This window comes from Pseudomonas sp. 8(2025), from assembly GCF_052665325.1.
Genome location: NZ_JBQOIE010000002.1, coordinates 321,193 through 335,856 on the forward strand (window position 1 = coordinate 321,193; position 14,664 = coordinate 335,856).

Here is a 14,664-nt window from a genome sequence, read left to right on the forward strand (position 1 = left end):
TGGAGAAATGGAATGTCTTCCCTGTTTCGCGCCACCCTCATCGTCCTTGCCCTGCTGAGCGTCACCGCTTGTACCAGCAAGCGCATGTACACCCCCAACCGGGTGCTCCCGGCCACCATCCAGGCCGACCAGGAGCAGGTCAAGCAGGCGATCCTGAAGAACCTCGTAGCCCGCAAGTGGACCGTGCAGCGCGTCAGCCCGGAGCTGATCCAGGCCGAGATCACCGTGCGTCAACAGTTCCACGCGGAGATCGATATCCAGTACTCCGCCAGCTACTACAAGATCGTCTACCGCGACAGCCGCGACATGGACTACAAGGACGGCAAGATCCACAAGAACTACATCCGCTGGGTGCGCCTGCTGGACAAGGGAATCCTGCGCGAACTGCGGGACGACCAGAACGAGCGGGCCGCGCAACAGCTGTCGGATGCCGCGGCCAAGAGCTTCCCGGCCGCACAATGAGCCCTTCCCTGTGACCCTGGTCACAGGGCTGCTTCACCCCCTTTGATGTCATGGAGAATGCGATGCGTTTGAAGACACTGGCGGCCACCGCCACCCTGCTGCTGTGCACCCTGCCCGGCGTCAGCCAGGCCCGCGATACCACCCTGTATCTGCCCTTCGACAAGGTCGTGGCCGAGGCCATCAGCACCGGCAAGATCGACGGCAGCGTGAAGTTCTACCTGGCGGGCAACAAGCCGGCCGGCAAGGTCAGCGTGCTGAGCCCCGGCGCCGTGACCAACAAGAAGACCAATGCCTTCGGCAAGGCCGACCAGGTGGCCTGCGAGTGGGCCTTGCAGTCGGCACTGATCACCCTGCATGAAGCGGCGAAGAAAGTCGGCGCCAACGCCGTGACCGACATTGCCAGCTTCTACAAGAGCCACGAGCGCAAGGACGCCACCACCTATGAGTGCCATGCCGGCGCCATCATGGCTGGCGTAGCGCTGCGCGGGGATCTGTCCAAGGTCCAGTGACCTGCGACTGACAACGCAAAGGGCGCCTGGGGCGCCCTTTGCGTTTCCGGTTTTTTTCCGGAAGCGCGCCAATCGCCGTCTACACTCGCAACAGCAGGCCGGGTGACCGCCGCCTGCGGGAGCCAAGTGGCGCGATCGGGCATCGGCCGGCGTGACAGTGGCGCCCCTTTCACGTCCGTCAAGGAGCCGACCATGCAAGTGAAAGCACTGATTGCCCTGGCCCTGCTAACGACCCTGAGCCCCGCCAGCCAGGCCACCAACCTGATGTACATGCCCTTCGAGAAAGTCGTGGCCGACGCCGAGCGCGCCGGGCGCCTGGATGGCAGCGTGAGCTTCCATCTGGCCGGCAACCCACTTCCGCCAGTGCTCCAGGTGCGGCTCACCGAAGTCACCACCAACAAGAAGACCAACGCTTTCAACAAGAGCGATATCGCCGCCTGCGAATGGGCCCTGCAGTCGGCCCTGATCACCCTGCAAGCCGCAGCCAAGCGGGTCGGCGCCAACGCAGTGACCAATATCGTCAGCTACTACAAGCACCACGTGCGCAAGGACCTCAACACCTACGAATGCCATGCCGGGGTACTGATGGCCGGAGTGGCCCTGCGCGGCGACCTAGTGAACCTGCAGGCCCCGGTGCGGCCCAACAGCCCCTCAGGGCGTAGCCCCGGTCTTGCGCGTCAGTAGCTCGACAAAGGCCTTGGCCATGGGCGAAGCCTGATCCTTGCGCTGCACCAGCCACACCGCCGACATCGCCGCCGGGTCCAGCAGGCGGCGATAGACCACGCCGTCAATGCGCATGCGCTGGTAGGACGCCGGCAGCACCGACACCCCCAACCCCGCCGCCACCAGGCCGATGATGGTCATGGCTTCCGCCGCCTCCTGAGCGAAATGCGGGGTAAAGCCGGCATCCCGGGACAGGCTCAGCAACTGCGCATACAGGCCGCTGCCATAGCTGCGGGGGAAAAACACAAAGGGCTCATGGGCCAGCTCCGCCAGGTGCAGCCCCTCTTCACTGCCACTGGCCAGCGGGTGCTTGGAACTGAGCACCGCCACCAGCGGCTCGCGCAGCAGCTCCACCACCGACAGCGAATCCGGCAGGGGCAAGGGCCGCATGATGCCGACCTGGATCGCCTGGTCCACCAGGGCCTCGGCCACCTGGGTGCTGCTCATCTCCTTGAGCTTGAGGTGTACCGCGGGAAAGCGCTGGCGAAAGGCGAAGATCGCCTGGGGAATGGTCGAATTGAAGGGTGCCGACGAGGTGAAGCCGATCTTCAGTTCCCCCAGCTCGCCCAGCTGCGCACGCCGCGCCACGTCCGCCGCCTTGTCCACCTGGGCCAGTACCAGCCGCGCCTCTTCCAGGAACAGGCGCCCGGCCTCGCTGAGCTCGACCCGACGATTGGTGCGTTCAAACAGGCGCGCCCCCACCTCCTGCTCCAGCGCCTGGATCTGCTGGCTCAGGGGCGGTTGGGAGATGCCCAGCACCTGGGCTGCACGGCCAAAATGCAGTTCTTCGGCGACAGCGATGAAGTAGCGCAGGTGACGCAGTTCCATGAGGGCCTCATTAAGTCTTAAAACCTATCAAACAGGTCGAACAATATATTGGAAAGAATCATTAGCCAGCTATATGCTTTTTCCATTGCCTGACCGGCTGCGTTCCCCCCGAGGTCCCCCGTGAAATCCGCTGTTGCCCCCTCCGCCCACGAACCCCCTGCCACGCCCCTGGACGAGGTGGTCGCCCAGCTCAACGAGGTCTATATCGAAAAAGGCACGCCGATGTTCATGCGCACCGTGCTGGCGCTGTTCTCCGGCGGTTTTGCCACCTTCGCCCTGCTGTATTGCGTACAGCCGATGATGCCGCTGCTGTCCCGGGACTTTTCCATCAATGCCGCCCAGAGCAGCCTGATCCTCTCGGTCGCCACCGGCATGCTGGCCATCGGGTTGTTGATCACCGGGCCGGTTTCCGACCGCATCGGTCGCAAGCCGGTGATGGTTGCCGCCTTGCTGGCCGCCGCCCTGTGCACCATCGCCAGTGCGCTGATGCCGAGCTGGCACGGGGTGCTGCTGATGCGCGCGCTGGTGGGCCTGTCCCTGAGCGGGCTGGCAGCGGTGGCCATGACTTACCTGAGCGAGGAGATCCACCCCCAGCACATCGGCCTGGCCATGGGCCTGTACATCGGTGGCAACGCCATCGGCGGCATGAGCGGGCGACTGATCACCGGGGTGCTGATCGACTTCGTCAGCTGGCACACGGCGATGCTGGTGATCGGCGGCCTGGCACTGATCGCTGCCGCGGTGTTCTGGCGCATCCTTCCCGAATCACGCAATTTCCGCCCCCGTTCGCTGCACCCGCGCAGCCTGCTGGACGGCTTTGCCATGCACTTTCGCGATGCCGGCCTGCCCTGGCTGTTCCTCGAAGGTTTCCTGCTGATGGGGGCATTCGTCACCCTGTTCAACTACATCGGCTACCGCCTGCTGGCCGAGCCCTATCAACTGAGCCAGGCCTGGGTCGGGATGCTGTCGGTGGTGTACCTCTCGGGCATCTACAGCTCGGCAAAGATCGGCGCCCTGGCCGACCAGCTGGGCCGGCGCCGGGTGCTCTGGGGCACCATCGTGCTGATGCTGGCGGGGATCGCCCTGACCCTGCTGACCCCGCTGTCCCTGGTGCTGATCGGCATGCTGCTGTTCACCTTCGGCTTCTTCGGTGCCCACTCGGTGGCCAGCAGCTGGATCGGCCGTCGCGCCACCAAGGCCAAGGGCCAGGCGTCGTCGCTGTACCTGTTCAGCTACTACGCCGGCTCGAGCATTGCCGGCACCGCCGGCGGGGTGTTCTGGCACCTGGCGGGTTGGAACGGCATCGGCCTGTTTATCGGCGCCTTGCTGATCGGAGCCCTGTTGATCGCCATGAAACTCGCCAAACTCCCCCCTTTGTAGGAACAGGCTTGCCGGCGAAGTGTTCCGCCAGGCAGGCGCAGGTCTTGAGGGCCCATTCGCCAGCAAGCTGGCTCCTACACCGAGCGTATCTGGCTGGCCGCCCCCTGTAGGAGCTGGCTTGCCAGCGAAGGCGTGCGCCAGGCAGGCGCAAGTCTTGAGGGCCCTTTCGCCAGCAAGCTGGCTCCTACACCGAGCGAATCTGGCTGGCCGCCCCCTGTAGGAGCTGGCTTGCCAGCGAAGGCGTGCGCCAGGCAGGCGCAGGCCTTGAGGGCCCTTTCGCCAGCAAGCTGGCTCCTATACCGAGCGAATCTGGCTGGCCGCCCCCTGTAGGAGCTGGCTTGCCAGCGAAGGCGTGCGCCAGGCAGGCGCAGGTCTTGAGGGCCCTTTCGCCAGCAAGCTGGCTCCTGCAAAAAGTGTCCGCCAATGAAAACGCCCGGCAGGTGCCGGGCGTTTTTTAGGGAGGCGCTTATTCGTGGTATTGCGCCGACAACTCGTGCACCGCTTCCAGGAAGGCTCCGGCGTGCTCCGGTTTCACTTCCGGAGTGATGCCGTGGCCCAGGTTGAACACGTGGCCGCTGCCCTTGCCGTAGCTGGCGAGGATGCGCGCAACTTCGCTGCGGATCGCCTGTGGGTTGGCGTAGAGCACGGTAGGGTCCATGTTGCCTTGCAGCGATACCTTGCTGCCGACCCGGCGGCGGGCTTCGCCGATGTCACAGGTCCAGTCCAGGCCCAGGCTGTCCGCGCCGGCATCGGCAATGCTTTCCAGCCACAGGCCGCCGCCCTTGGTGAAGAGGATCACCGGAACCTTGCGCCCGTCGTGTTCGCGGATCAGGCCACTGACGATCTTGCGCATGTAGGCCAGGGAGAACTCCTGGTAGGCCGCCGCCGAGAGGCTGCCGCCCCAGCTGTCGAAGATCTGCACCGCCTGCGCGCCGGCACGGATCTGCCCGTTCAGGTACGCGGTGACCGACTGGGCCAGCTTGTCCAGCAGCAGGTGCATGGCTTGCGGGTTGTCGTAGAGCATGGCCTTGGACTTGCGGAAGTCCTTGGAGGAGCCGCCTTCGACCATGTAGGTGGCCAGGGTCCAGGGGCTGCCGGAGAAACCGATCAACGGCACACGGCCGTTGAGTTCGCGACGAATGGTGCTGACCGCATCCATCACATAGCCCAGGTCCTTTTGCGGATCGGGGATCGGCAGGGCTTCGATGTCGGCCAGGGTGCTGACCACTTTCTTGAAGCGCGGGCCTTCGCCGGTTTCAAAGTACAGGCCTTGGCCCATGGCATCGGGGATGGTCAGGATGTCGGAGAAGAGGATCGCCGCATCCAGCTGTGGATAGCGGTCCAGAGGCTGCAACGTGACTTCGCAAGCGAACGCCGGGTTCATGCACAGGCTCATGAAGTCACCGGCGTTGGCACGGCTGGCGCGGTATTCAGGCAAGTAGCGCCCAGCCTGACGCATCATCCACACCGGGGTGACGTCTACGGGTTGCTTGAGCAGGGCACGAAGGAAACGGTCGTTCTTCAGGGCAGTCATGTCGGCATCCGGAAAAAAAGTGGGGGCATTTTCTCAGAGCGCGACACAAAAGGCACGGCAAGAGCCGTGCCTTTTATGTATCAGGTCAATTTGTCGCGGACTACAAGCAGTTGTTTAAGCGTCGCGAGCGAAGGCAAGGCAAGGCGAAAACAGACGAGGAAGCGGAGTTGACTGCTGTCAATGAGCATTCCGAGTCTGTTTCTGCGTAGCGCCGCAGGCGTGCAGCGCGCAGCATTGCCGAGCGCAGCAGCTTAAACGCCCAGGTAGTCGAGGATGCCTTCGGCGGCGTTACGCCCTTCGAAGATCGCCGTCACCACAAGATCAGAACCGCGCACCATGTCACCACCGGCAAAGATCTTCGGATTGCTGGTCTGGTGCTTGAACTGGCCCTGTTCCGGGGCCACGACACGGCCCTGGCTGTCGGTCTGGATGCTGAACTGCTCGAACCATGGCGCCGGGCTTGGACGGAAACCGAAGGCGATGACCACGGCGTCGGCCGGGATGATCTCTTCAGAACCCGGGATCGGCTCGGGGCTGCGGCGGCCACGGGCGTCCGGCTCGCCGAGACGGGTCTCGACCACCTTCACGCCTTCGACGCGGTCTTCACCGACAATGGCGATCGGCTGGCGGTTGTAGAGGAACTTCACGCCTTCTTCCTTGGCGTTCTTCACCTCTTTGCGCGAGCCGGGCATGTTGGCTTCGTCACGACGATAGGCGCAGGTCACCGACTTGGCGCCCTGGCGGATCGAGGTGCGGTTGCAGTCCATCGCGGTGTCGCCACCGCCCAGCACCACCACCTTCTTGCCTTTCATGTCGACGAAGTCTTCCGGCGACTTTTCAAAGCCCAGGTTGCGGTTGACGTTGGCGATCAGGAAGTCCAGCGCGTCATAGACGCCCGGCAGGTCCTCACCGGCAAAGCCGCCCTTCATGTAGGTGTAGGTGCCCATACCCATGAACACCGCATCGTATTCGGCGAGCAGCTGCTCCATGGTCACGTCCTTGCCCACCTCGGTGTTGAGGCGGAACTCGATGCCCATGCCGCTGAAGACTTCGCGACGATTGCTCAGCACAGTCTTTTCCAGCTTGAACTCGGGAATACCGAAGGTCAGCAGACCGCCGATTTCCGGGTTCTTGTCGAACACCACTGGGGTCACGCCGCCACGCACCAGCACGTCGGCACAGCCCAGGCCTGCCGGGCCCGCGCCAATGATCGCCACGCGTTTGCCGGTGGGCTTGACCTTGGACATGTCAGGGCGCCAGCCCATGGCGAAAGCGGTGTCGGTGATGTACTTCTCCACCGAACCGATGGTCACCGCGCCAAACCCGTCGTTGAGGGTGCAGGCACCCTCGCACAGGCGATCCTGCGGGCACACCCGGCCACAGACTTCCGGCAGGGTGTTGGTCTGGTGCGACAGCTCGGCGGCGGCGAGGATGTTGCCCTCGGCCACCAGCTTGAGCCAGTTGGGAATGAAGTTGTGCACCGGGCACTTCCATTCGCAGTACGGGTTGCCACAACCCAGGCAACGGTGGGCCTGGTCGGCCGACTGCTGGGGTTTGAAGGGTTCGTAGATTTCCACGAACTCTTTCTTGCGTTGACGCAACAGTTTCTTCTTCGGATCCTTGCGCCCGACATCGATGAACTGGAAGTCGTTATTCAGACGTTCAGCCATTATCAAAACCTCATCACACTCTTCAGGCGCATATCACTGCGGGTTGGCACGGGTGCTGGAAAGCAACGACTTCAAGCTGGCAGCCTTGGGCTTGACCAGCCAGAAACGGCGCAGGTAGTCGTCGAGGTTCTCGGCGAGGTTACGGCCCCATTCGCTGTCGGTTTCCTCGACGTACTCGTTCAGCACGCGCTGCAGGTGGCTGCGATAGGCTTCCATCGCTTCGCCGCTGATCCGTTGGATTTCCACCAGTTCGTGGTTGACCCGGTCAACGAAGGTGTTGTCCTGGTCCAGCACATAGGCGAAACCGCCGGTCATGCCTGAGCCGAAGTTGTAACCGGTCTTGCCCAGGACGCAGACGAAACCACCGGTCATGTACTCGCAGCAGTGATCGCCAGTGCCTTCCACCACGGTGTGGGCACCGGAGTTGCGCACGGCGAAACGCTCACCCGCGGTGCCAGCGGCGAACAGCTTGCCGCCGGTGGCGCCGTACAGGCAGGTGTTGCCGATAATGGCGCTGTCCTGGGTCTTGTAGACGCTGCCCTTGGGCGGAACGATCACCAGCTTGCCGCCGGTCATGCCCTTGCCCACGTAGTCGTTGGCGTCGCCTTCCAGGTAGAGGTTCAGGCCGCCGGCGTTCCACACGCCGAAGCTCTGCCCCGCAGTGCCCTTGAAGCGGAACGTGATAGGCGCCTGGGCCATGCCCTGGTTGCCGTGGAGCCTGGCGATCTCGCCGGAGATCCGTGCGCCGATGGAGCGGTCGCAGTTGCAGATATCCAGGGCGAAATCGGCGCCGCTCTTGTCATTGATCGCAGAGCGGGCCATCTCGACCATTTTCTCGGCCAGCAGGCCCTTGTCGAACGGCGGGTTGCGGTCCACCTGGCAGAACTGCGGCTTGTCCGCCGGAATGTGGTCACTGCCCAGCAACGGGGTCAGGTCCAAGTGATGCTGCTTGGCGGTCTGGCCTTCCAGCACCTCCAGCAGGTCGGTCCGGCCGATCAGTTGCTCCAGGGAACGCACGCCAAGCTTGGCCAGCCACTCACGGGTTTCCTCGGCGACGTAGGTGAAGAAGTTCACCACCATGTCGACGGTGCCGATGTAGTGATCCTTGCGCAGTTTCTCGTTCTGGGTCGCCACACCGGTGGCGCAGTTGTTCAGGTGGCAGATGCGCAGGTACTTGCAGCCCAGGGCGATCATCGGCGCGGTGCCGAAGCCGAAGCTCTCGGCGCCGAGGATGGCTGCCTTGATCACGTCGAGGCCGGTTTTCAGGCCGCCGTCGGTCTGCACCCGGACCTTGCCGCGCAGGTCGTTGCCGCGCAGGGTCTGGTGGGTTTCCGCCAGGCCCAGTTCCCACGGCGCACCGGCGTACTTGATGGAGGTCAGCGGCGAAGCGCCGGTGCCGCCGTCGTAGCCGGAGATGGTGATCAGGTCGGCATAGGCTTTGGCCACACCGGCAGCGATGGTGCCAACGCCGGCTTCGGCCACCAGCTTCACCGACACCAGCGCCTGAGGGTTGACCTGCTTGAGGTCGAAGATCAGCTGCGACAAGTCTTCGATCGAATAGATGTCGTGGTGCGGCGGAGGCGAAATCAGGGTCACGCCGGGGACTGCGTAGCGCAGCTTGGCGATCAGGCCGTTGACCTTGCCACCAGGCAGCTGGCCGCCCTCGCCGGGCTTGGCGCCCTGGGCCACCTTGATCTGCAGCACTTCGGCGTTGACCAGGTACTCCGGGGTCACGCCGAAACGGCCAGTGGCCACTTGCTTGATCTTCGAGCTCTTGATGGTGCCGTAGCGCGCCGGGTCTTCGCCGCCCTCACCGGAGTTGGAACGCGCGCCGAGGCGGTTCATGGCTTCGGCCAGGGCTTCGTGAGCCTCCGGCGACAGGGCGCCCAGGGAGATACCGGCAGAGTCGAAGCGCTTGAGGATCGACTCCAGGGGCTCGACTTCGCTGATGTCCATCGGCGTGTCCAGGGTCTTCACCTGGAACAGGTCGCGGATCATCGACACCGGGCGGTTGTCCACCAACGCGGTGTATTCCTTGAACTTGGCGTAGTCGCCCTGCTGCACGGCGGCTTGCAGGGTGTTGACCACGTCCGGGTTGTAGGCGTGGTACTCACCACCGTGGACGAACTTCAGCAGGCCGCCTTGCTGGATCGGCTTGCGCGGGCTCCAGGCTTCGGTCGCCAGGGCTTTCTGCTCGGCTTCGATGTCGACGAAACGTGCGCCCTTGATCCGGCTCGGCACGCCACGGAAGCTCAGGTTGCAGACCTCCTCGGACAGGCCGATGGCTTCGAACAGCTGCGCGCCACGGTAAGAGGCGATGGTGGAGATGCCCATCTTCGACAGGATCTTCAGCAGGCCCTTGGTGATGCCCTTGCGGTAGTTCTTGAACACCTCGTAGAGGTCGCCCAGCACTTCACCGGTACGGATCAGGTCGCCCAGCACTTCGTAGGCCAGGAACGGATAGACCGCCGAGGCGCCGAACCCGATCAGCACCGCGAAGTGGTGCGGATCGCGGGCGGTGGCGGTTTCCACGAGAATGTTGGAGTCGCAGCGCAGGCCCTTTTCAGTCAGGCGGTGGTGCACCGCGCCGGTGGCCAGGGAGGCGTGGATCGGCAACTTGCCCGGAGCGATATGGCGGTCGCTGAGGACGATCTGGGTGCGGCCGGCGCGAGCGGCTTCTTCAGCCTGGTCGGCGACATTGCGGATCGCGGCTTCCAGGCCGACGCTCTCGTCGTAGTTGAGGTCGATGACCTGGCGCTCGAAACCCGGGCGGTCGAGGTTCATCAGCGAACGCCACTTGGCCGGGGAGATCACTGGCGAGCTGAGGATCACTCGCGAAGCGTGCTCGGGCGACTCCTGGAAGATGTTGCGCTCGGCACCGAGGCAGATCTCCAGGGACATGACGATGGCTTCGCGCAGCGGGTCGATCGGCGGGTTGGTGACCTGGGCGAACTGCTGGCGGAAATAGTCGTAGGGGGTACGCACGCGCTGGGACAGCACCGCCATCGGCGTGTCGTCGCCCATCGAACCCACCGCTTCGTAGCCCTGCTCGCCCAGCGGGCGCAGCACCTGGTCACGCTCTTCGAAGGTGACCTGGTACATCTTCATGTACTGCTTGAGCTGGTCGACGTCGTAGAAGGCCGAACCGTGGTCGTTGTCTTCCATGGTGGCCTGGATGCGCAGGGCATTCTTGCGCAGCCATTGCTTGTACGGATGACGGGACTTCAGACGGTTGTCGATGGCGTCGGTGTCGAGGATCTGCCCGGTCTCGGTGTCCACGGCAAAGATCTGGCCCGGGCCGACCCGGCCCTTGGCGATCACGTCCTCGGGCTGGTAGTTCCACACGCCGATTTCCGAAGCCAGGGTGATGAAGCCGTTCTGGGTGGTGACCCAGCGCGCCGGGCGCAGGCCGTTGCGGTCCAGCAGGCAGACGGCGTAGCGGCCGTCGGTCATGACCACGCCGGCCGGGCCGTCCCACGGCTCCATGTGCATCGAGTTGTATTCGTAGAACGCGCGCAGGTCGGCGTCCATGGTCTCGACGTTCTGCCACGCTGGCGGAATGATCATGCGCACGCCGCGGAACAGGTCGATGCCGCCGGTGACCATCAGCTCCAGCATGTTGTCCATGCTCGAAGAGTCGGAACCCACGCGGTTGACCAGCGGGCCGAGCTCTTCCAGGTCCGGGATCAGGTCGTTGGCGAACTTGGTGCGCCGGGCCACGGCCCAGTTGCGGTTGCCGGTGATGGTGTTGATCTCGCCGTTGTGGGCGAGGAAGCGGAATGGCTGGGCCAGCGGCCATTTCGGCAGGGTGTTGGTAGAGAAACGCTGGTGGAACACGCAGATCGCGGTTTGCAGGCGTTCGTCACCCAGGTCCGGATAGAAGGCGGCGAGGTCCGCCGGCATCATCAGGCCCTTATAGATGATGGTCTTGTGGGAAAAGCTGCAGATGTAGTGGTCGGTGTCGGCGGCGTTGGCCACCGAGGAGCGACGACGGGAGCTGAACAGCTTGATGGCGAAATCCTGGTCGCTCAGGCCCTGGCCGCCGATGAATACTTGTTCGATCTGTGGCAGGCGCTCCAGGGCCAGACGCCCGAGCACACTGGTATCGATCGGTACTTTGCGCCAGCCCACCAGTTGCAGGCCGGCGGCGAGGATCTCGCGGTTCATGTTTTCGCGAGCGGCTTCGGCTTTCACCGGGTCCTGGTTGAAGAACACCATGCCCACCGCATATTGCTTGGGCAGCTCGATGCCGAAGTGCTCCGTGGCGACTGCGCGCAGGAACAGGTCGGGCTTTTGCATCAGCAGACCGCAACCGTCGCCGGTCTTGCCGTCCGCGTTGATCCCACCGCGGTGGGTCATGCAGGTCAGGGCCTCAATGGCCGTTTTCAACAGGGTATGACTGGGTTCGCCCTGCATATGGGCTATCAGGCCGAAACCACAGTTATCCTTAAATTCATCTGGTTGGTACAGACCTGCTTTCATAGACACTTTCTCACCAGGCTGCCTCTTTTAGAGGCAAATTTCTTTTCAATTCAACCACTTGCATTCCGCGCCGAACGTACGCCAGCTTTGCGGGGGCAAAAGGGAGGTCATTGTACACACCGACACAAAGCCCCACAAATTTAGCGACGATCTGTCGTAAATTCATGTCGCATTTATGAACGTTTTAAAGCGATATGCTGTGCTAGTCAAAAAGTTTTGCTTTTGACTGCCGCGACTCAAAAACTACTGTGACGCAGACACCACAAGGCACGCGGCCTGTAAGGCAGCATGCCGATGCGGAAATTTGAGGTTGCCGGGAGAGGCGGCCTGGGTAAGGCCGCCGAATCTTCAGCGAGTTGTTGCCAGTTCTTGTTGAACGCTAGCGACAGTGCGAGGCCAAGGTTTACCAGCCTGAACCTTCGCTGGCAAGGATTTGATGGCGCTGACCGCTGCATCGCGGCTTGCGAAGTTGCCGTAGGTGATCACATACAGCGGCTTGCCGTTGAGGACTTTCTTGAAGTAGCGGTATTCGCCGCCCTGTTCCTTGACGAAGTTCTGCGCGGTGGCTTCCGAGCTGGTACCGAGGATCTGCACCACGTAGTTGCCTGGCGCCTGGCCAGCGTACCAGCTGCCACCGGCGGCCTTGGCCACGGTGACCGGCTTCTCGGCCGGCTTGGCCGGAGCAGGCTTGGCTGCCACTGGTTTCTCTGCCGGCTTGGCGGCAGGTGCAGGCTTGGCCGTGGCCACCTGGGTCGGTGCCGGGGTTGGACGCGCTGCCGGAGTCGGCGTCGGGCCAGCCGTAGCCCCAGCAGGCGGCGCGGTGGTGGTCACGGTCGGTGGAACGGCGCTGGAGCCTTCAACCGGTACCCCGTCGTCACCCTCACTGATACCCCCTGCGGCTTCGGCCAGAGGGCCGCGCATCACGGGCTGCGACTGGCCGACCAACGGCAGCGGCATTGGCTGTGACGAACCGGCGAACTCTACTGACGGGCTGCCATTGGCATTGGGTGTCGGTGTTTGCCCCAAAGGCAGCTGCGCTTGCTCATTGGCCGGAGCGCCGGTGGTTGGAGCCTTGCTGCGGCCCGGCATCAACCAGGCCGCGGCCACGGCCACCACCACGACAGCGGAGATGGCCAATACGTGTTTCTTCGGCATGTTGAACCCCATACTTGGACGCTTGACCGCAGAGCGGCTGGCGATCATTGCTTCGATCATTGCATCCCTGGCGACCTGGTTGATGTTGCCCGGCCAGCCATCGGAGCTTTCGTGAATATCACTGATCTGATCTGCAGAGAAAAGTTCGATGCCCTGCCCCGCACCTTCAAGCCGCTGGGCCAGATATTCGCGGGTTTCCTCTTCGGTATAAGGCTGCAACTCGATGACGTGGAAGCGCTCTTCCTCGGTATTGAGCTGGTCCAGTGCGGCGATCAGCGACGACTCGCCGAACAGGAACACATGGGGACGACCTTCCGGAGCGCCGGCCGCCAGGGCCAGCAGGGCCTCGAGGGCGGACTCGTCGAGCTGCTCGGCATCATCCACCAGCAGATAGACTTCCTGACCGGTCAGGGCCAGCTGCACTATCTGGGCGAGGATCGCGCCGATTTCAGCCTCCGCCACGTTCAGCGCCTGGGCCACCTGGCGCAGCACGCCGGCAGCGTCGCCGGCGCCGCGGGCCGACACCACCACGCTCTGCACCGATTGCTTGTTGGTACTGGCTACCAGCGCCTGGCGCAGCAGGGTCTTGCCGCTGCCCTGAGGCCCGGTGACCACCAGCAGCAACTGGCTGTAGCGGGCCAGGTGATGCAGTTGCCCCAGCACGGGCTTGCGCTGGGCAGGAAAGAACTTGAAGCCAGGGACCCGGGGAGCGAAAGGATCGTGGCTCAACTGGTAATGGCCGAGGAAAGCCTCGTCGGCGTGCAAACTAGTCATCGGGATCTTATTAACCTTTAAGCTGAGCCAGGGCGCGGTAGTCCGCTCCCAGCGTGGCCTGTAAAACCTCTTTCGGATAATCGTCGGTCACTACGGCTTCGCCCATGCGGCGCAACAGCACCAGACGCAAACGACCGTCGATCACTTTCTTGTCAATTGCCATGTGTTCGAGAAAATCCGCTTCGCTCATTTCCTCTGGCGGGATGACCGGCAAGCCCGCGCGCTGGAACAGGCGAATACCGCGGTCACGCTCCTGGCTGGTGATCCAGCCCAGGCGCGCGGACATTTCCAGGGCCATTACGGTGCCAGCAGCCACCGCCTCACCGTGCAGCCACACACCGTACCCCATGTGGGTTTCGATGGCGTGGCCGAAGGTATGCCCCAGGTTGAGGGTGGCCCGCACTCCCGATTCACGTTCGTCGGCACCCACTACCGCGGCCTTGGCCGCACAGGAGCGCTCGATGGCGTAAGTCAGGGCCTGCTGGTCCAGGGCCCGCAGGCGGTCGACGTTCTCTTCCAGCCAGGTGAGGAAGGGCTCGTCGCAGATCAGGCCGTACTTGATCACTTCCGCCAGACCGGCCGACAGCTCGCGGCTGGGCAGGGTGTTAAGGCTGGTGGTATCGATCAGCACCACGTTGGGCTGGTAGAAGGCGCCGACCATGTTCTTGCCCAGCGGGTGGTTGATACCGGTCTTGCCACCGACCGAGGAGTCCACCTGGGACAGGAGGGTGGTTGGAATCTGGATGAAATCCACGCCCCGCTGGTAGCAGGCCGCGGCAAAGCCGGCCATATCACCGATCACGCCGCCACCGAGGGCGATGATGGTAGTGCGTCGATCGTGGCGAGCAGTGAGCAGGCCATCGAAGATCAACTGCAGGGTTTCCCAGTTCTTGTAGGCCTCGCCATCGGGCAGGACCACCGAGATCACCGAGAACTGCCCCAGGCTGCGGGTCAGACGCTCAAGGTAAAGCGGCGCGACGGTCTCATTGGAAATGATCGCCACTTGCCGCCCGGCGATATGCGGCACCAGCAGCTCGGGCTGGTCCAACAGACCTTCACCAATGTGAATCGGGTAGCTGCGCTCGCCTAGATCGACCTTAAGTGTCTGCATGTGTCCCCACAGTGAAGATGGAAGCAGGCATTGTGC

General features: G+C 63.4%; 10 protein-coding genes. 4 read left to right on the forward strand and 6 right to left on the reverse strand.

All coding sequences use genetic code 11. The annotated features are described in order from the left end of the window. Positions 1-12: 12 nt before the first annotated feature. From ACUXVH_RS05335 to ACUXVH_RS05345, 3 genes are all read left to right on the forward strand, one after another. Positions 13-462 carry a hypothetical protein gene (locus ACUXVH_RS05335; RefSeq protein ID WP_065364845.1) on the forward strand — a complete coding sequence of 150 codons (450 nt, stop codon included), beginning with the start codon at positions 13-15 and terminating at the stop codon, positions 460-462. Between the two features lie 62 nt (positions 463-524). After that, complete coding sequence (locus tag ACUXVH_RS05340) at positions 525-971, forward strand: hypothetical protein (protein ID WP_015633874.1); 447 nt, start codon at positions 525-527, stop codon at positions 969-971. A 192-nt stretch (positions 972-1,163) separates the two neighbouring features. Beyond that, positions 1,164-1,655, forward strand: a complete 492-nt coding sequence (locus tag ACUXVH_RS05345; RefSeq protein WP_015633873.1) for a hypothetical protein — start codon at positions 1,164-1,166, stop codon at positions 1,653-1,655. On the opposite strand, the gene ACUXVH_RS05350 is transcribed toward ACUXVH_RS05345, so the two are convergent. After that, positions 1,623-2,522, reverse strand: a complete 900-nt coding sequence (locus ACUXVH_RS05350; RefSeq protein ID WP_011058831.1) for a LysR family transcriptional regulator — start codon at positions 2,520-2,522, stop codon at positions 1,623-1,625. The two genes, ACUXVH_RS05345 and ACUXVH_RS05350, sit on opposite strands and share 33 nt — an antisense overlap. A gap of 120 nt (positions 2,523-2,642) precedes the next feature. On the opposite strand from ACUXVH_RS05350, the gene ACUXVH_RS05355 reads away from it, so the two are divergent. Beyond that, entirely contained in the window at positions 2,643-3,902 is a 1,260-nt protein-coding gene (locus tag ACUXVH_RS05355; protein ID WP_065364844.1) for an MFS transporter, read from the forward strand. Between the two features lie 466 nt (positions 3,903-4,368). On the opposite strand, the gene hemE is transcribed toward ACUXVH_RS05355, so the two are convergent. The 5 genes from hemE to aroB form a co-directional block, all read right to left on the reverse strand. Continuing rightward, the gene (hemE, locus tag ACUXVH_RS05360) at positions 4,369-5,436 is read right to left on the reverse strand and encodes a uroporphyrinogen decarboxylase (RefSeq protein ID WP_065364843.1); all 1,068 of its coding nucleotides are present in this window, start codon (positions 5,434-5,436) and stop codon (positions 4,369-4,371) included. Between the two features lie 251 nt (positions 5,437-5,687). Continuing rightward, on the reverse strand, positions 5,688-7,106 hold the full coding sequence (locus tag ACUXVH_RS05365) for an FAD-dependent oxidoreductase (protein WP_011058828.1): 1,419 nt from the start codon (positions 7,104-7,106) through the stop codon (positions 5,688-5,690). A gap of 33 nt (positions 7,107-7,139) precedes the next feature. After that, positions 7,140-11,588 (reverse strand): glutamate synthase large subunit, encoded by a 4,449-nt coding sequence (gene gltB / locus ACUXVH_RS05370; protein WP_011058827.1) that lies wholly within the window; start codon positions 11,586-11,588, stop codon positions 7,140-7,142. Positions 11,589-11,936: 348 nt separating this feature from the next. Then, complete coding sequence (locus ACUXVH_RS05375; RefSeq protein ID WP_053156027.1) at positions 11,937-13,517, reverse strand: SPOR domain-containing protein; 1,581 nt, start codon at positions 13,515-13,517, stop codon at positions 11,937-11,939. A 10-nt stretch (positions 13,518-13,527) separates the two neighbouring features. Then, positions 13,528-14,628, reverse strand: a complete 1,101-nt coding sequence (gene aroB / locus ACUXVH_RS05380; protein ID WP_011058825.1) for a 3-dehydroquinate synthase — start codon at positions 14,626-14,628, stop codon at positions 13,528-13,530. Positions 14,629-14,664: the final 36 nt, after the last annotated feature.